We start from the raw sequence: 16,147 nt of genomic DNA on the forward strand, positions 1-16,147 counted from the left end.
GGGGCTGGCAGTAGCTGAGGATAGGCGCGCTTTGCCGCTGTATTGATATTGCCACATGAGATTTCCGGCGTGATGCGAACCGTTTCCGGCCCCAGGCCCGCCCCCGTGATGAACCAGAACTGGGATCTGTTCCGGTTCTTTCTGGCGGTTGCGCGTGCGGGCAGTATTGCGGGCGCGGCGGGGCAGCTGGCGGAAAGCCCGGCCACCGTCGGGCGCAAGCTGCGGGAGCTGGAGACGGCGCTGTCGGCCACCTTGTTCGACCGCAGCATATCAGGCGTGCAGCTGACCAGCTGCGGCAGCCGGATCCTGGCCCGGGCCGAGCAGATAGAGCATCAGGCGCAATTGATCAGCGAGGCGGTTTGCGGCAGCGACGGCCGGCTGGCGGGCACGGTCACCGTGGCCGCTCCCAGCGGGCTGGGCCAGACCCTGCTGGCGCCGCAGCTGCGCGAGCTGCACAATTTGCATCCCGAGCTGCGGGTCAAGCTGCTGTTGTCGACCGGCAAGGTGAACCTGTTGAACCGCGAGGCTGATATCGCCGTGCGCATCGGCACCCCCAGCCAGGAGCGGCTGGTGGGCCGCAAGCTGGGGGCGGTGGGGTTCGGGATCTATGCCTCGGATCTGTATCTGGACGCGCTTGGGGATTTTGAAACGGCGGCGGATCTGGAGGGGCACAACGTCATTGCTGCCTCGGGGGATCTGGCGCAGACGGTGCAAAACCAGGAGTTCGCGGCGGTCTCAACCGGGTGCAATGTGGCGCTGACCACGGACAGTATCTTTGCCCAGATGGAGGCGGTGAAAAGCGGGCTGGGGATTGCGCCGTTTCCCAAATACCTGGGCCGGTCGCATCCGGATCTGGTGGAGCTGCTGCCGGGGCAATTGCAAACCACCGCGGATCTGTGGCTGCTGATGCATCCCGATACCAGCGGCCTGGCGCGGATCCAAACGGTGCAGGATTTTGTTACCCGGATCTGCAGGACCGCGCTGGCGGGCGCTGGCGGTTTCACTTGCCCTTGATCCGCACAGTGTAGGTGGTTCCGGCCCCTGCAGGCGGGGCCGGGAAGGGGGCGGCGCGGCGGACCTGGGCCAGCGCGATGCTGTCGAGCTTGGCGGAGCCTGAGCTTTTGGCGATGCTGGCGGTGCGCAGGCTGCCATCGGCGGCAATCGAGAACCGCACCAGCGCGGCGCCGCGGATGCTGACCCGCTGCCGCTTGGCCCGCATCACCCGCCGCAGCACCTGGCCGCGGTAATTGTCTGCCGCGGCGTTGCCCTGCTGCTTGGCGGTGCCGGGGCTTTGGGTTGCCTGCCCTGCAGGTTTGGCCGCACGCCCTGCGGCGGTGCCCTGTGCGGCGTTCTGATCGCTGTTGCCGCGCGGGACGGCCTTGCGGGGTTTCGGCTGGGGTTGCGGGGCGGGGTCCGGCTTGGCCTCGGGCAGCGGTTGCTGTGCTGGGGGTTTGGCAGGCTGTCCGGCTGGTGTCTGCTTCACGGGCTGCGCCTGACGGGATGGCAGGGCCGGTTCGGTGTTTGGCACTGCCGCGGGTTTTGCAGCTGTAGGAGCAACCGGCTGTTGCGTTTCGGGGGCGGGTTTGCGCGGGGCGTCCTGCATTGGATGTTCCGCCTCAAGAATGTCTTCGGCCTTAACCGGCGCATCGGTGCCCTGGGCCAGGTCGGCAAAGGCAGTGCCTGCAGCCGCCAGGCCGGTTTGACCGCCTGCCTGTTCGATCTGTCCGGTGTCCGTCAGAAAGGCAGTGCCGGCATGGGCGGCGGCGGCGAGAAACAGGGCCGCCGCACCTGCCAGCCGCGAGCGGGGCACCTTCATTGCAGCGCCCTTTCGGTGACGATCAGCACCCGTTTGGCGCCGGCGCCGCGCAGGGTATTGCCCAGTTTCACCAGGTCGCGCGCGGGCAGATTGCGGTCGGGCACGATGCGCAGGGCGGCGCGGTCTTCACCGCTCAGCGCTGCGACATAGGCGGCGGCGTCCGGCAGTTCCTGGCCGCGCAGGGTCAGGCGGCCGTCGGCATGGGCTACCAGCGCATCGGGCGGTTCGCGGCCCTCCAGGTCCTTCGCCTTGATCAGGGTCAGATCCGTGTCGAGCGGCACCGCCAGGGTGCCTGCAATCATGAAGAAGATAAGCATCAGGAACACGATGTTGATCAGCGCGATTGTTGGCTCCTTCTGTGCGGCGGAGGGCGGTTTGAGACGCATCAGCCGAGCACCAGGGTTTGCAGGCCTTCAACCCTGCGCAATTCGGACAGCAGGTCCACCAGCCGTTGGGAGGAGGCGTCCGCGCCGGGGCTGATCAGCACCAGATGGCCGCCGGTCTGCGGCTGCAGCCGGATCAGGCCGGCGATCCGTTCCAGGTCGGCGGGCTGGCCGTTCAGGGTCAGGCTGTGTTCGCCGAGCACCACAAACAGCATCTGCTTGTCACTGCCGGTGGCGCCCTGGCCTGCGGCCATTAGCTCTACCTCGCCGAATTTCGAGAAGGTAGAGGTGAGCATGAAGAACAACAAAAGCAGGAAGATCACGTCGATCAGCGAGGTCATCGACAGGCGTCTGCGTTTTATGCCCTGCAGTTTAACCGCCATGGGCCACCTGCAGGGGCGAGGCGGCCGGGGCCGGGGCAGGGGAGGACTGTAGCGGGGAGGACGGGGCGAAGACGGTGCGCAGGGCGCGGTTGGCAAAGACCCGCTCGCGCTGCATCCGGGCGGTCAGCCAGCTGAGCACCAGCGACACCGGCATCGCCACCGCCAGCCCCGCAGCGGTGGTCAGCAGCGCCACCCAGATACCGCCGGCCAGCAGCGAGGGATCCACCGAGGCGCCGGCGGATTGCAGTTTCCGGAACGCTTCGATCATGCCGATGACGGTGCCGAACAGCCCCAGCAGCGGCGCCAGCTGGGCCACCATGTCCAGCGTGCCAAGGCCGCGCTCCAGATGGGAGAAACGTTCCTCGGCCTCGGCGTCGGCGCGGTCGGCCTGCATCTGGTCAGGGGTGCCGTCCAGCGCCAGCCGCATCACCGGCACCAGATAGGATTTGCTGTGGCTGAGGCTGCGCCGGGCCGCCTCAGCATCGCCCCGGTCCCAGGCTGCGACCGCCGCGGCAAGGGCGCGGTGCTGGCCGACCCGTGCGGCGCGGTACTGCCAGATCTTGTAGAGCACCAGCGCGCTGGTCAGCACCGAGACCGCCAGCAGCAGCAGCACAACCGGGCCGCCCAGATCCAGCACCTTGTTCAGGGTGTTTTGCACTGTGTTCATCCTGCCAGCTCCATCACTTTGGAGCTGAGGCGCAGTCCGCGGCTGCAGGCGCCGTCGGGCAGGCCGCCGCCGGTGCAGGTGGCGGCGCCGTTGATGAGGACCCGGCTGATGTCCGCGCAGGCGTGCGGGAACTGGAACTGCCGCACGCGCAGGCGCCCGGCAGGAAGATCCTGGAAATCGAGAAGAGTGAGCCGCGCGACCTGGCCCTGGGCGCCGAACAGGACTGTTTCATAAACCGCCTGTTCGACGTCCTTGGCATGGGTGTTCTGCACCACAAAGGACAGTTTGCAGGCACCCTCCGCCGCTTCTGCCGCGCTGAGTTCGATGGAAATACCCGGTTCGGCGGTATCTTCTGCCGCCGCGCCGGTTGCTGCCAGCGCGGCAGTCAGAAACAGGGATTTCAGGGCTTTACGTCCATGTGCCATGTCGCACCTCTTGGAGTTTTCCGGGATCAGAAGGTTTTGGCCAGCGTCAGCTTGAAATTGCGCCCCGCCGCGTCGCGGGAATAGAGGCTGGGCCGGTAGGCGCGGTCAAAGGCGTTCTCAACTCCGAAACGGATCTCGGCGCCTTGCAGCAGGCCGGATTGCGGTTTGTAGGTGGCGCGCAGATTGTGGACGCCGTAGCCCGCCACCGCCGCTCCCGCAGCATCAAAGCCGGATTTTGCTGCCACCAGTTCCCAGCTGAGATCCAATGTCTCGCCGAAGCGTTTGCCCAGGGTCAGGCGCAGATCGTCCGATGCCAGGTTGCGCCAGCGCGCGGCGGTGCCGTTCAGGACTTCTTCGCCGTCGGGCAGGTTGGCGTTGAGGTCGGCATAAAAGCCGGAGTCGAGCGCATAACCTGCTTCGATCTCGAACCCGCTGGTGTCCACCTTGTCGAGCGGAACAAAGGCGAAGAAGGGCGGCGCGGGCAGGGAGACAGAGCTGACATAAGATGTGATGTCGCGCAGCCGGCTTTGGTAGTAGGTCACCTTGACCGCCAGGCTGTCATTGGCGGTCAGCACATCCGCCGCCGCATATGAGGCGCCGATTTCATAGGTGTGCGAGCGTTCGGAAACACCGATGCGGGCGGCATTGTCCAGATCGTCGATCACCGGCAGGTTTTCGGTATAGGCGGCGCTGCCGAACAGGGCGAAACCAGCGTCGAATTCATAGCGCAGCGACAGCCCGCCCATCAGTGCCGAGGCGTCGTGGTTTTGCGAGCCGTCATGGGCGTCGATCTGCTGGGATTCGTAGCGCAGGGCAGGGGTGGCGGCCCAGCGGCCGATAGAGATGTCATCGACGGCAAACACCGCGTAGCGTTTGGCGGTGCCGCCGGGGGCGGAGGAGGCATTCAGACGCTCGCGGCGCGACAGCTCAACCCCGGCGCGCAGGTCGTGGGTCACGGCGCCGGTGGTGAAATAGCTGCTGTTCTTCACCGTCAGCTTGGTTGTTTCATAGCGGTGATCGGCGTCCTGGGTGGCGCTGCTGAAGGGGCTGCCGGCCGGGCCGCTGCGGGCACAGTTCGGGTCAGCGCGGACCACGCCGCCGTCGTCGCAAAAGGCGCTGCCAGCGATGTAGGACTGGGTGATTTCCTGATCCGAATAGGTCAGGTTCACGTCCAGATTGACCAGATCATTGCCAGCCGGGTTCCATTGATAACGGATGCCGGCGACGCGGTTATCAATGCGGCGGTCGACCCTGCCGAAGCTGGTGCTGGTGGTGCCGAACCCATCGTAGGGCACGTCTTTTTCGTCGTTCACACTGTCGTTCAGCGAGGCGGTGATCGAATGCTCGCCCGCATCGCCAAAGCTGTATTTGCCCTTGATCAGGTAAGACGGCGTGCGCGATTGGGTGTTGGCCACCTGACTGCCGTCGCCATTGTCGTATTCGGCGGTGTCACGCAGGGTGTAGTTCAGCAGCAGCTCGAAATTCTCCAACGGTTGCCAGGCGACGATCGAGGAGGTGGCGAAGCCTTCGCCGTTGCTGGTGGCCTGCAGGGTCTGGCGCAAGCGCAGGCCGATTTCACCGCCGGTGAAATCCGAGGCGTCCTTGGTGTCCAGCTTGACCAGCCCGCCGATGACGCCAGAGCCGTATTCAAAACTGCCGATGGTGCCGCGCAGGACCGAGACCTCTTTGTACAGCTCGGGGTCGGTGAACAGCTGGGTGCCGATGCGGTACAGCTCCTCGGAGCCGGTGGTGGCGCCGTCGACGATCACCTGGACCTTCTGGTCGGTGCCAAAGCTGCTGGTGGCGCCGAAGCCGCGGATGTTGATGCCGGCGCCGCGCGGGGTGTTGCCGTTCACCAGGTTCACACCAGGCACGGAATCGATCAGCTCGCCGATTGTGCCGGCCTGGCGGTCGTCAATCTCTTCCTGGTTGATCACGGTCAGCGGCGCCGCGGTGCCGGTTTGGACCTCGCGCTTGCCCTGGCCCAGGTCCACCGTGCCCAGAAAATCCGTGTCTTCCAGTATGTCCTGTGCGGTCAGGCTGGTTGTGCCACCCATCAGTCCCAGTACTGAAACGGTGCCTGGCAGGAGCCACCCGCCATGCCGTTTCTTGTGGTGTTTCCCCATCTCGCGTCCCTTCGCATCTGTCTGTTCTGTTGAACCGGATGCTTGCGTCGGGGCTGGCGGGGTCGTTGGTCTGATTTTGCGGATTCACAAATTCCGCTTGAGCCTGTTAATAAAGGTGATAGAAACAGTCAACATAAATTAAAGCGCCGTAAAATGCGGCGGCCAGCTGCTGCGCGCCTTATCTGCCGCCGTTGCCAGCCCTTTCCAATCTCCCAGCTGAGAGGGCTGACATGACTGATACCCCGATGACGCCGGCGGCGATCCGTGCCGCACGTGCTGAGCATTCCGCGCTGCGCGACCGTGATTTTGCGGATAAGTTCGGCATTTCCGAGGGCCAGCTGGTGGCGGCCTATGCGGGCCAAGGCGTGACCCGCATCAGTGCCGATCCGGACGGCATCATGCCGCGGCTGGCCGCCTTGGGCGAGGTGATGGCGCTGACCCGCAACCGGTCCTGCGTGATCGAGAAGGTCGGGGTGTACGGCAATTACCGCTCGGGCCAGCATGCATCGATGATCTTGAACGATGCGATTGACCTGCGGCTGTTCCCTAAACATTTGGTCACCGCCTTTGCGGTGGAACGGGAGACAGACAAGGGCATCAAGCGGTCCATTCAGATCTTCGATGAGGCAGGGGATGCGGTGCATAAGGTGCATCTGCGCGATGCCTCGGATCTGGACGCCTGGGCGCAGCTGGTGGAAGAGCTGAAGCTGGAAGACCAGAGCCAGGCGCTGGCGGTGGAGCCGCGCAAACCGGCGGAGGCGCCCAAGGGCAATCCGGACAAGGCCGATGCGCTGCGCGCGGAATGGGCCGGGATGACCGATACCCACCAGTTCATGCGGCTGACCTCGAAACTGAAGATGAACCGGCTGGGCGCCTATCGCATCGCCGGGGCGCCGCTGGCCCGCGCGTTGGAGCCGGCTGCGATGAACACCATGCTGCAAACGGTGCGCGATCAGGGCGTTGAAGTGATGATATTCGTGGGCAATATGGGCTGCATCGAAATCCACAGCGGCCCGGTGAAAACCCTGCGCGAAATGGGGCCGTGGCAGAACATCCTTGACCCCGGTTTCGACCTGCATCTGCGGCTGGACCATATTGCCGAGGTCTGGGCCGTCACCAAACCCACCCAGTGCGGCGATGCGGTCTCGGTTGAGGCGTTTGACGCGGACGGCGCTTTGATTCTGCAGGTCTTTGGCCGCCGGGCCGAGGCCAGGGATCACCGGCCCGCGTGGAATGCCGTCGTTGATGGCCTGGCCTCCCTGACTGCGGCGGAGATGGCCTGATGTCTGTGCTGTCCCGTCTTTATTTGGGTTTGAACCTGCTGATCGCATTGGTCTTTGCGGGCCATGCAGCGCTGGCGGATCCGGCCGGCCGCATTGTCTCGGTCGGCGGTTCGGTTACGGAAATCGTCTATGCGCTGGACCAGCAGCACCGGCTGATTGCCCGTGACACAACCTCAATCTTTCCGGCCGAGGCGCGGCAGCTGCCCGACATCGGTTATCAGCGGGCGCTGGCGCCGGAGGGGGTGCTGTCGGTGGCGCCGGATATGATCCTGGCGATTGAGGGCGCCGGGCCGCCGGAGACGCTGGATGTGCTGAAGGCGGCTGAGGTGGCCTTTATCAGCGTGCCCGAAGACTTCAGTGCCGAAGGCATCGCCCGCAAGATCCGCACTGTTGGCGCTGCTTTGGACCAGCAGGCGGCAGCCGAGGTGCTGGCCGGGCAGGTGAGCGCGGAAATCGCCGCCGCCCAGGCTGCGGCGGCAAAGGCGGCGGCGGGTACGCCCCGGAAAGTGCTGTTTGTGCTGTCCATCCAGGGCGGGCGCATTATGGCCGGCGGCGCGGATACGGCGGCGGACAGCATTATCCGGCTGGCGGGCGGCGTGAATGCGGTGACGGGGTTTGCAGGCTACAAGCCGATGGGCGACGAGGCCATCGCCCAAGCCGCGCCGGAGGTGATCCTGGTGATGGAGCGCGGCGCCGATCATGGCGTCCGCACCGAAGACCTGCTGGCGATCCCGGCCATCCAGCCCACTCCGGCGGCGCAGAATGGTGCCATCGTGCGGATGAACGGGCTGCATCTGATCGGTTTCGGTCCGCGCACGGCCTCGGCGGTCACTGAATTGAACCAGGCGCTGTATGGCGGGGGGGCGCAGGATGTCCTTGGCCATTGATGCACCCGCCGCGGCGGGGCAGGGGGCGGACCGCCAACTGCAGGCGCGGCGGCTGACCGTGATGCTGGCCGCGCTGCTGGCGGTGATGGCGGTGTTTTCGCTGGCCTGGGGCGCTTCGGGCACCTCGCTGTGGGGGGCGCTTGGCGATCTGGCGGCGGGCCGCGAGCTGAGCCGTCTGGACCGGATCATCCTGTTTGACATCCGGCTGCCGCGTCTGGTGCTGGGCGCATTGGTGGGGGCGGCGCTGGCGGTGTCCGGTGCGCTGCTGCAGGGGCTGTTCCGCAATCCGCTGGCGGACCCGGCCATTGTGGGTGTCAGCGCCGGCGCCGGTCTGGCGGCGGTGGCGGCCATCGTGCTGGGCACGGCGCTGCCAGCGGCGGTTCAGCAGGCGGCGGGCAGTTATCTGGTGTCCATTGCCGCGTTTTTCGGCAGCTGGACCGCCATTCTGGTGCTCTACCGGATTTCCACCCGCGGCGGGCAAACCTCGGTTGCGACCATGCTGCTGGCGGGCATCGCCATCAGCGCGCTGGCCAATGCGGGCACCGGCATGATCACATTCATGGCCGATGACAGCCAGCTGCGCGACCTGACGTTCTGGAACATGGGATCCTTGGCCGGCGCCACCTGGGCCAAGGTCATGGCCGCCGCGCCGGTGATCTGCCTGGCGCTGCTGGCGGCACCGTTTCTGGCCCGCGGGCTGAACGGGCTGGCCCTGGGCGAGGCTGCTGCAGGCCATACCGGCATTGCTGTGCAACGGGTCAAGAACACGGCGATTGTAACAGTTGCTGCCGCCACCGGCGCGGCGGTGGCGGTGTCCGGCGGCATCGGCTTTGTCGGCATTGTGGTGCCGCATCTGCTGCGTCTGGCCACCGGGCCGGACCACCACAGCCTGCTGCCCAATGCGGCCCTGCTGGGGGCCTCGCTGCTGCTGGCGGCGGATATGATCTCACGCGTGGCTGTGGCGCCGGCGGAGCTGCCCATCGGCATCATCACGGCAGTGCTGGGGGCGCCGTTCTTTCTGTGGATCCTGCTGCGCCGTTTCGGCAGCACCGGCATTTAGGAGGCCCGTGATGCAGGCATATGATATCCGGGTCACGCTGGGCCGACGCGCCATCCTGAAGGGGGTGGATTTTGAGGCACGCCCCGGCGAGGTGACCGCCATTGCAGGCCCCAATGGATCGGGCAAGACCACGCTGCTGCGGGCGATGACCGGCGAGGTGCCGTTCTCCGGGCGGGTGCTGCTGAACGGGCGCGATACCGCCGCCATGAAACCCTGGCAGCTGGCTGCCATCCGGGCGGTGCAGCCGCAGTCCGCTGCCATCGCCTTTCCCTTTACGGTGCTGGAGATTGTCCGGCTGGGATTGCGCGCGGGGCTGGCGGCGGCGGACAGCGCGCTGCCACTGCGCGCGCTGGAACAGGTGGATCTGGCCGGCTTTGCGCACCGGTTCTATCAGGATCTGTCGGGCGGCGAGCAGCAGCGGGTGCAGCTGGCGCGGGTGATGGTGCAGGTCTGGGAACCGGTGCTGGACGGCGTGCCGCGCTGGCTGATCCTGGACGAGCCGGTGGCCAGTCTGGACATCGGCCATCAGTTCACTGTGATGGATCTGGCGCGCCATTACGCGGCGCGCGGCGGCGGCGTGGTGGCGGTGATGCATGATCTGAACCTTACTGCGATGTTCGCCGACCGGATCACCCTGATCCATGCGGGCCGGGTGGCCGCAGACGGCACGCCGGCAGAGGTGCTGACCAATGACACATTGGCGCAGGTCTATGGCTGCCCGGTGCCGGTGAACAGCGTGCCGCCCGCAGGTATGCCGTTCCTGCTGCCGCAGGCGCGCGCGGTCTGAGGCAGGGCGCGCGCCTGGCCGAGGGCTTGAGGGCAGGGGGCACAATCCCGGTCTGGCCAGCCCCCTGTCTTAAGGGTATTGGAGCGGGTATGACTGATACTTTGCCTCCGTGCCCCGAATGCGCCTCTGCCTATACCTATCAGGTGGATGCCCTGCTGATCTGTCCCGAATGCGCGCATGAATGGGCGGCGGAGGCGGCGGACGGCGAGACTGCCGAAGTGCGCGACAGCGTCGGCAATCTGCTGGCCGATGGCGACACGGTGACAGTCATCAAGGACCTGAAACTGAAGGGGACGTCCTCGGTCATCAAGGTTGGCACCAAGGTGCGGGGCATCCGGCTGGTCGACGGCGATCACGATATTGATTGCAAGGTGCCGGGGGTCGGCCCGATTGGCCTGAAATCCCAGTTTGTAAAGAAAGTGTCCGGCTAAGGCCGCTGCCGGGCCTTGCCCTGCCAGTGCAGGAAGGCGTTGAACAGCTGCTGCTGGGTGCTGATGCCCAGTTTGGCATAGGCGTTCCTGCGGTGGGTTTTGACTGTTGGCAGCGCAATCCCCAGGGTCAGGCTTATCGACAGGCTGGAATGCCCTTTGAGGATCAGCTGCACGGTCTCTGCCTCGCGCGGGGACAGGGTGCTGCGGGCAAAGTCCTGCAGTTTCCGCTCCGGTTCCGCCGGGGCCGGGCTGTCCCTATGGCGGGGCCAAAGCTGGCGGAAGGCAGCCGCAAACAGCGGCAGGAATGGGCGCAGCCGGGCCAGCAGATCATCCGGAAAACCGCCCTCGGCGGCGGGGCGGGCAAAGCTGATTTCACCCATGGCACCCTCAGGCAGCTTGGCCAGCAGGGTGAGTTCCTGCAGCCCCGCGGGCCAGCCGGGGGTGCGGTAACCGATTTCCTCGGCGTCTTCGACCAGAACGCCGGGGGTTCCGGGGGAGGGATTCCAATTGTCGGGCGCCAGGTCGGCCATCCGGTATAGCCCCGGCGGCAACCCGTCGAGGATTGCGTTATAGACCGGATTGAGCAGATAGGTGCTGCCGGCATAAAGCTGCACCGCCTCTTTGGCGCCGCCTTCGGGATAGGTGTCGCACAGGTAAACAGGGCACTGGCCCTTGCGGTTGACGACGCAGAAGGCGGCTGTGAAGGGCAGCAGGTGGCCGGCGGCGGCGATCAGATCCGGCGCGCCGCCAGTGCCGTCAATGACCCTGGCCAGCGTCTGGGCCGCCCCTTCGATTTCAGCGGTTTGAATATCCACAGTCTCCTCCCGGCCCGGGCGGCTTAGCACGGCCGGGCGTGCCGCGCATCATCCTTGGGGATGATGGCAGGGAAGGGGAGGCCAGCCTAGGGTCCGGGGTGGCAGCAGGCCTGAGCATAAGGAGAGACCCCATGCGCATAGACCCCTTTGGCGTCGAAATCTGGATGAACGAATGGGAGACCAAATGCGACTGGAACCTGGCCGAGACCTGTGTCGAGAGCCTGACCATCGCAGAGCTGCTGCAGCTGGCGGGCAAGACCCATGCAGATCTGTCTGACCTGCTGGGCATGAAGATGACTTATGGCGTCATTGAAGGCTCGGACCGGCTGCGGCGCGCCATTGCGTCTTTGTATGCGAGGCAGGAGGTGGAAAACACCATTGTCACCCATGGCACCATCGGCGCCAACATGCTGGTGCATAAGGCGCTGGTGTCGCGCGGCGACCGGGTGGTGGCTGTGGTGCCGACGTATCAGCAGCATTATTCGATCCCGGCCAGCATCGGCGCCGATGTGCATCCGCTGCAATTGCGCGCGGAAGACGGGTTTCTGCCGGATCTTGACGCGCTGCGCGCCCTGGTCACGCCGGATACCAAACTGATTGCCATCAATAATCCCAACAATCCCACCGGTGCGCTGATGGACCGGGAGATGCTGGAAGAGATCGCCGGTATCGCCCGAGCGGCCGGCGCCTGGATCCTGTGCGACGAGGTTTACCGCGGCACCGATCAGGAGGGCGACGGTATGACCGCCTCGATCGCGGATATCTATGAAAAGGGGATTTCGACGGCGGGCATGTCCAAGGCTTATTCCCTGGCGGGGCTGCGGCTGGGCTGGATTGCGGCGCCTCGGGAGGTGATTGAGGCGGTGTCCATTCACCGCGATTACGACACGATTTCGGTGGGCATGATCGACGATCACTTTGCCGCGCTGGCGCTGGAGAGCAGCGATCAGGTGCTGGGGCGCAGCCAGCGCATCACCCGCGGTAATCTGGCGATCCTTGAGGCCTGGGTGGACCGGGAGCCGCGGATCTCCTGGGTGAAGCCGCAATCGGGCACCACGGCCTTGCTGAAATACGATCTGCCCATGGCATCGCGCGATTTCTGCGTGGCGCTGCTGCAGCAGACGGGGGTGATGTTCACGCCGGGGTCTGCCTTGGGCATGGAGGGGTATGTGCGCATCGGCTATGCCAACGGGCCGGAGATCCTGCAGGAAGGGCTGGCGCGGGTGTCGGCATTTCTGGCTGCACAGGGCTAGCGCGCAGAGGGCGGGCAGTATAGGTGCCGGCCCTCTGCCGTTCTGCAGGGCGGGTCAGCCGTGGGTGCGGGTCTTTTGCGGGTCGTAGACCGGGCTGGCGGTTACCGTCGCCGTGGTTTCCAGAGTGCCGCTTGCGACCTTCAGAACACTGCCGATGGCAATGCCGGGGCGGATATGGGCCAGCGCCAGGGATTTGCCCAGCCGGTGCGAATAGCAGGGACTGTTGATCACCCCGGTATCTTCACCGTTCAGGGACAATGCCTCGCCGCCCTCAACCATGTCCGGGTGATCAATGTCGAGGCAGACATTGCTGATCTTCTCTGTTCCCTTTGCCGCCATCACCGCGTCTTTGCCGCGGAAACCGTCCTTGGACGCGCTGACGGTGAAGCCCAGGCCAACTTCCCAGGGGGTGTTGTCCGCGGTCATGTCGTAGCCATAGAACAGCAGCCCGGCCTCGATCCGCACCTTGTCCAGCGCAGTGAAGGAACAGGGCATCACGCCACCCGCCGCCAGCTGGTCCCAGATACCGGTGATCACTGCCGCACCGGCAAAAATCTCATAGCCGCGCTCGCCGGAGTAACCTGTGCGCGAAATCCGGCAGGGATGGCCGAACAGGGTGGCAGGGGCGTGTTCGAAATACCCCAGGGCGGCCAGATCAATACCGCAATGGGCATTCAGGATTTCCAGCGCTGCCGGGCCTTGCACCGAGATGTCATGCAGATCGTCGGTGAATTCGATCTGCACATCGCGGCCTTCGGCGGAGGCCTGAAGCAGGGCCATAGTATCGCCGGAGCCATGCACGATCATCCACTCATCACGTCCGTTGTTCGACACGATGGCGTCGTCTGCGATGCCGCCATCCTCGGTCAGCACGCACAGGTAGGCGGCCTTGCCCGGGGTGACTTTGCCAAGGTCGCGGGTGGTCAGGTGGTCAAGCACCGCCTGCGCGTCAGCCCCGCGCACAAACACCTTTTTCAGCGGCGACATGTCGAACATGCCGGCCCGTTCGCGCACCGCGTCGTGTTCGTCGTTGGGGTCGGTGCTGTAGCTCCAGGCGGTGCCCATGCCGTTCCAGTCCTCCAGTGCCGATCCAAGGGCGGTGTGGCGGGAGGCAAGCGCCGATGTGCGGCTTAGTTCTGCGGTCATTCGGGGATCCTTTTTCAATACCATTCGTCGGGCACGGCGGCTTTGCGCTTTGCCACGAAATCATTCAGGGCGGTGCGGGTGCTGTCCGGCATCGGCGGCGGCTGATACTCTGCCAGCATCTGCTGCCAGCGTGCTGTTGCGCGCTGATCCGCAGTCAGGCGGCCGTTTTCATCCCATGTCTCATAGGGGCCGGCATCGGGGATCTGCGGCTCGTAATTGGCGGTGGTGTAGTGGCGCAGGGTGTGGCCGGTGGACAGGAAGTTCCCGCCCGGCCCGGCCTCGCCGTAGGCATCGCGGCCAAAGTCTTCGTCTTCCACGGTGAAGCCTTGCAGCATCTTCAGCAGTGCGCCGCAGTGGTCGAGGTCCATGATGAATTTCTCGTAAGACATCACCAGCCCGCCCTCGAGCCAGCCCGCCGCGTGCCAGACCTGATGGCCGCCGGACAGCAGCGTGGCCCACATCGCGCCGGCGCTGTCCTGCATCGCCTGCCCGTCGGGTGCGTTTGAAGCGGTGACATGGCCGCCGCCCGACCGCACCGGCACCCCCAGCCGGCGGCCCAGCTGGGTGATTGCCATGGTGGTCAGATTGGCCTCGGGCGAGCCGAAAGTCAGCGCGCCGCTGCGCAGGTTCATCGAGGAATGGAAGCTGCCGAACACCACCGGGCAGCCGGGGCGCACCAGCTGGGTAAGGGCAATGCCCGCCATCGCCTCGGCCAGGGTTTGCGCCGCCACGGCGGCGGGAGAGAGCGGCCCCATGGCGCCGGCAAAGATTGCCGGTGAGATGCAGACGCATTGATTGGCCGCTGCATAGGCGCGCAGGGCGCCGGACATGGTTTCGTCATAGATCATCGGCGAGTTGACGTTGATATTGGCCTGCATCACCGCGTGGCGGTCCAGGAAGTCCGCGCCAAAGGCCAGCCGCGCCATATCAATGCTGTCCTGCGCGCCCTGGGCGGAGGTGACGCCGCCCATGAACGGTTTGTCCGACAGGGTGAGATGCGCCAGCATCATGTCGAGATGGCGCTTGTTCACCGGCACGTCTGTCGGCTCTACCACGGTGCCGCCGGAATGGTGCAGCGCGGGGGACAGATGCGACAGCTTCACGAAGTTTTCGAAATCCGCCAGCGTGGCATAGCGGCGGCCCTGCGCCAGATCGCTGACAAAGGGCGAGCCGTAGCCCGGCATCAGCACCAGATTGCTGCCGCCCAACGTGACCGTGCGGGCAGGGTCGCGGCCATGCAGCTGGAATTCGGCAGGTGCGGTGGCGCAGAGCTGCCGGGCCAGGCCCGGCGCAAAGCGGACGCGGGCGCCATCAACCTGCGCGCCGGCCTCAGCCAGCAGCCCGAGGGCAATACCGTCACCGCGGAATTCAACCCCGATATGTTCCAGGATCCAATCCGCCTGGGTCTCGATCCGGGCCAGTGCAGTCTCGTCCAGCAGATCATAGGCGGGGATCTTGCGGCGCTGATACACTGGTATTGCCTGCGGGGTATTGTGCCGGGTCAGCCGCCCCCGGCGCGACCGGCCGCGCTGGGTGATATGTGTATCAGCGTTCATATTTCCCAACTTGAAACCTCCCGAGTGAATATTCTGTGGCCTATATTTTAGGAATCTGCGCGTCCGGCAATCGATTTTATTTGTGCGCAGCGTTCAGGAAATTTATACGCTTACCTTATGTCTGTAGAATTCCGCCACCACGACAGCCTGCGGCTGTTTGTTGAAATCGCCCGCCACCGCAGTTTTTCAGATGCCGCCGGGACGCTGCACATGACCAAGGGCGCGGTCAGCTATCAGGTCAAAACGCTGGAGGCGGAGCTGGGGCTTGCCCTGTTCCGGCGCAATGCCCGCGGGGTGGAGATCACTGCAGCAGGGCAAAAGCTGCTGGCCGCCTGTCAAAGCCATTACGAGGATATCGAGGCCGGGATTCTGGCGCTGAAGGGCGTTTCCAGCCGTACGCTGACGGTAGGTGTCTCGACCTATTTTGCCGCCCGCTGGCTGTCGCCGCGGCTGATGTCGTTCATGCAAGAGCATCCGGATATCCAGCTGCGGCTGCAGCCGATGATCCGGCTGTTCGATCTGGAGGCGCAGGGCGTGGATATCGCGATCCGCTGGGGCAGCGGCCAGTGGGAGGATGGGGAGATCACCCCGTTTTTGCCTTGCCCGGCCTATCCCGTTGGCAATTCGGCGGCGCTGGAGCAGGTGGCGCGGCACGGCATCGCGCAGGCGGTTGCCAGCATGACGCTGCTGCGCGACCACGATGACAGCAACGCCTGGACCGATTGGCAGCAGGCGGCGGGGCTGCCGCAGCAGGCGCGCCGTGATGCGCTGATCATCCCCGACCCCAACGTGCGGGTGCAGGCGGTCATCGACGGGCAGGGGATTGCGCTGATGGACGCGCTGATTGCGCGCGAGCTGGAAGAGGCCAAGCTGTTCCGCCTGTCGGACCACGCATTGACGGACTATGGCTATTTCCTGGTGCGTCCGCGGCAAAGCAGGTTGCAGTCCAGCGTCGAGGCCTTTGCCGGTTGGCTGCAAAGCCAGTAGCGGTTTTTTGCTGCCGGGGAATGTGCTGCCCCCTCTGGACTTCCCCGTGATGACTATGTGCTTGTCATGGGGGGCGATCCGGAAGGCCTGTGGGGCCATCTGCTTCGCCATATCCGCCTGCCACCGATGTTTGGCTGGGGGC

17 protein-coding genes are annotated in these 16,147 nt (G+C 65.4%); 8 read left to right on the forward strand and 9 right to left on the reverse strand.

All coding sequences use genetic code 11. From position 1 onward, the window contains the following. Nucleotides 1-108 precede the first annotated feature (108 nt). Nucleotides 109-1,014 carry a LysR family transcriptional regulator gene (locus tag L1069_RS09545; RefSeq protein ID WP_237455505.1) on the forward strand — a complete coding sequence of 302 codons (906 nt, stop codon included), beginning with the start codon at nucleotides 109-111 and terminating at the stop codon, nucleotides 1,012-1,014. Here the strand turns inward: L1069_RS09545 and L1069_RS09550 are convergent. From L1069_RS09550 to L1069_RS09575, 6 genes are read right to left on the reverse strand one after another with little or no spacing between them, the layout of a single operon-like run. Then, complete coding sequence (locus L1069_RS09550) at nucleotides 1,001-1,816, reverse strand: TonB family protein (protein ID WP_237455506.1); 816 nt, start codon at nucleotides 1,814-1,816, stop codon at nucleotides 1,001-1,003. The genes L1069_RS09545 and L1069_RS09550 overlap by 14 nt on opposite strands. After that, complete coding sequence (locus L1069_RS09555; protein ID WP_237455507.1) at nucleotides 1,813-2,202, reverse strand: biopolymer transporter ExbD; 390 nt, start codon at nucleotides 2,200-2,202, stop codon at nucleotides 1,813-1,815. Before L1069_RS09555 ends, L1069_RS09550 begins: the two co-directional genes overlap by 4 nt. Further along, nucleotides 2,202-2,582: a biopolymer transporter ExbD gene (locus L1069_RS09560; protein ID WP_237455508.1), complete on the reverse strand. Its 381-nt coding sequence runs from the start codon at nucleotides 2,580-2,582 to the stop codon at nucleotides 2,202-2,204. The genes L1069_RS09555 and L1069_RS09560 overlap by 1 nt, the downstream gene beginning before the upstream one ends. Next, the gene (locus tag L1069_RS09565) at nucleotides 2,572-3,249 is read right to left on the reverse strand and encodes a MotA/TolQ/ExbB proton channel family protein (RefSeq protein ID WP_237455509.1); all 678 of its coding nucleotides are present in this window, start codon (nucleotides 3,247-3,249) and stop codon (nucleotides 2,572-2,574) included. Before L1069_RS09565 ends, L1069_RS09560 begins: the two co-directional genes overlap by 11 nt. Then, nucleotides 3,246-3,674: a hypothetical protein gene (locus L1069_RS09570; protein ID WP_237455510.1), complete on the reverse strand. Its 429-nt coding sequence runs from the start codon at nucleotides 3,672-3,674 to the stop codon at nucleotides 3,246-3,248. Before L1069_RS09570 ends, L1069_RS09565 begins: the two co-directional genes overlap by 4 nt. Nucleotides 3,675-3,700: 26 nt before the next feature. Then, on the reverse strand, nucleotides 3,701-5,731 hold the full coding sequence (locus L1069_RS09575) for a TonB-dependent receptor (RefSeq protein ID WP_237455511.1): 2,031 nt from the start codon (nucleotides 5,729-5,731) through the stop codon (nucleotides 3,701-3,703). Between the two features lie 299 nt (nucleotides 5,732-6,030). Here L1069_RS09575 and L1069_RS09580 point away from each other — a divergent pair, with 299 nt between their 5' ends. From L1069_RS09580 to L1069_RS09600, 5 genes are all read left to right on the forward strand, one after another. Next, a complete protein-coding gene (locus L1069_RS09580; RefSeq protein WP_237455512.1) occupies nucleotides 6,031-7,083 on the forward strand; it encodes a ChuX/HutX family heme-like substrate-binding protein in 1,053 nt (350 codons plus the stop codon). Next, nucleotides 7,083-7,970 (forward strand): ABC transporter substrate-binding protein, encoded by an 888-nt coding sequence (locus L1069_RS09585; protein ID WP_237455513.1) that lies wholly within the window; start codon nucleotides 7,083-7,085, stop codon nucleotides 7,968-7,970. Before L1069_RS09580 ends, L1069_RS09585 begins: the two co-directional genes overlap by 1 nt. Next, nucleotides 7,954-9,030 (forward strand): iron chelate uptake ABC transporter family permease subunit, encoded by a 1,077-nt coding sequence (locus L1069_RS09590; RefSeq protein WP_237455514.1) that lies wholly within the window; start codon nucleotides 7,954-7,956, stop codon nucleotides 9,028-9,030. The genes L1069_RS09585 and L1069_RS09590 overlap by 17 nt, the downstream gene beginning before the upstream one ends. Before the next feature lie 10 nt (nucleotides 9,031-9,040). Beyond that, on the forward strand, nucleotides 9,041-9,817 hold the full coding sequence (locus L1069_RS09595) for a heme ABC transporter ATP-binding protein (RefSeq protein ID WP_237455515.1): 777 nt from the start codon (nucleotides 9,041-9,043) through the stop codon (nucleotides 9,815-9,817). A gap of 89 nt (nucleotides 9,818-9,906) precedes the next feature. Further along, a complete protein-coding gene (locus tag L1069_RS09600; protein WP_129373404.1) occupies nucleotides 9,907-10,248 on the forward strand; it encodes a zinc ribbon domain-containing protein YjdM in 342 nt (113 codons plus the stop codon). Here L1069_RS09600 and L1069_RS09605 read toward each other — a convergent pair. Then, complete coding sequence (locus tag L1069_RS09605; RefSeq protein ID WP_237455516.1) at nucleotides 10,245-11,063, reverse strand: LuxR C-terminal-related transcriptional regulator; 819 nt, start codon at nucleotides 11,061-11,063, stop codon at nucleotides 10,245-10,247. The two genes, L1069_RS09600 and L1069_RS09605, sit on opposite strands and share 4 nt — an antisense overlap. Nucleotides 11,064-11,194: 131 nt before the next feature. Here L1069_RS09605 and L1069_RS09610 point away from each other — a divergent pair, with 131 nt between their 5' ends. Then, the gene (locus L1069_RS09610) at nucleotides 11,195-12,316 is read left to right on the forward strand and encodes an aminotransferase (RefSeq protein WP_237455517.1); all 1,122 of its coding nucleotides are present in this window, start codon (nucleotides 11,195-11,197) and stop codon (nucleotides 12,314-12,316) included. Between the two features lie 54 nt (nucleotides 12,317-12,370). Here L1069_RS09610 and L1069_RS09615 read toward each other — a convergent pair whose 3' ends face one another. Both L1069_RS09615 and L1069_RS09620 read right to left on the reverse strand, forming a co-directional pair. Beyond that, nucleotides 12,371-13,462 carry an aminomethyltransferase family protein gene (locus L1069_RS09615; protein ID WP_237455518.1) on the reverse strand — a complete coding sequence of 364 codons (1,092 nt, stop codon included), beginning with the start codon at nucleotides 13,460-13,462 and terminating at the stop codon, nucleotides 12,371-12,373. A 14-nt stretch (nucleotides 13,463-13,476) separates the two neighbouring features. After that, nucleotides 13,477-15,018 carry a trimethylamine methyltransferase family protein gene (locus L1069_RS09620; RefSeq protein WP_237455519.1) on the reverse strand — a complete coding sequence of 514 codons (1,542 nt, stop codon included), beginning with the start codon at nucleotides 15,016-15,018 and terminating at the stop codon, nucleotides 13,477-13,479. Between the two features lie 117 nt (nucleotides 15,019-15,135). Here L1069_RS09620 and L1069_RS09625 point away from each other — a divergent pair, with 117 nt between their 5' ends. Beyond that, entirely contained in the window at nucleotides 15,136-16,005 is an 870-nt protein-coding gene (locus L1069_RS09625; RefSeq protein ID WP_237455520.1) for a LysR substrate-binding domain-containing protein, read from the forward strand. Nucleotides 16,006-16,147: the final 142 nt, after the last annotated feature.

This window comes from Leisingera sp. MMG026 (assembly GCF_021654205.1).
Classification (GTDB): domain Bacteria; phylum Pseudomonadota; class Alphaproteobacteria; order Rhodobacterales; family Rhodobacteraceae; genus Leisingera.

Bases quoted from the DNA above. Each gene is read 5' to 3' on its own strand.
- L1069_RS09545 (WP_237455505.1), top strand. From the start codon at position 109: ATGAACCAGAACTGGGATCTGTTCCGGTTCTTTCTGGCGGTTGCGCGT.
- L1069_RS09550 (WP_237455506.1), bottom strand. From the start codon at position 1,816: ATGAAGGTGCCCCGCTCGCGGCTGGCAGGTGCGGCGGCCCTGTTTCTC.
- L1069_RS09555 (WP_237455507.1), bottom strand. From the start codon at position 2,202: ATGCGTCTCAAACCGCCCTCCGCCGCACAGAAGGAGCCAACAATCGCG.
- L1069_RS09560 (WP_237455508.1), bottom strand. From the start codon at position 2,582: ATGGCGGTTAAACTGCAGGGCATAAAACGCAGACGCCTGTCGATGACC.
- L1069_RS09565 (WP_237455509.1), bottom strand. From the start codon at position 3,249: ATGAACACAGTGCAAAACACCCTGAACAAGGTGCTGGATCTGGGCGGC.
- L1069_RS09570 (WP_237455510.1), bottom strand. From the start codon at position 3,674: ATGGCACATGGACGTAAAGCCCTGAAATCCCTGTTTCTGACTGCCGCG.
- L1069_RS09575 (WP_237455511.1), bottom strand. From the start codon at position 5,731: ATGGGTGGCACAACCAGCCTGACCGCACAGGACATACTGGAAGACACG.
- L1069_RS09580 (WP_237455512.1), top strand. From the start codon at position 6,031: ATGACTGATACCCCGATGACGCCGGCGGCGATCCGTGCCGCACGTGCT.
- L1069_RS09585 (WP_237455513.1), top strand. From the start codon at position 7,083: ATGTCTGTGCTGTCCCGTCTTTATTTGGGTTTGAACCTGCTGATCGCA.
- L1069_RS09590 (WP_237455514.1), top strand. From the start codon at position 7,954: ATGTCCTTGGCCATTGATGCACCCGCCGCGGCGGGGCAGGGGGCGGAC.
- L1069_RS09595 (WP_237455515.1), top strand. From the start codon at position 9,041: ATGCAGGCATATGATATCCGGGTCACGCTGGGCCGACGCGCCATCCTG.
- L1069_RS09600 (WP_129373404.1), top strand. From the start codon at position 9,907: ATGACTGATACTTTGCCTCCGTGCCCCGAATGCGCCTCTGCCTATACC.
- L1069_RS09610 (WP_237455517.1), top strand. From the start codon at position 11,195: ATGCGCATAGACCCCTTTGGCGTCGAAATCTGGATGAACGAATGGGAG.
- L1069_RS09615 (WP_237455518.1), bottom strand. From the start codon at position 13,462: ATGACCGCAGAACTAAGCCGCACATCGGCGCTTGCCTCCCGCCACACC.
- L1069_RS09620 (WP_237455519.1), bottom strand. From the start codon at position 15,018: ATGAACGCTGATACACATATCACCCAGCGCGGCCGGTCGCGCCGGGGG.
- L1069_RS09625 (WP_237455520.1), top strand. From the start codon at position 15,136: ATGTCTGTAGAATTCCGCCACCACGACAGCCTGCGGCTGTTTGTTGAA.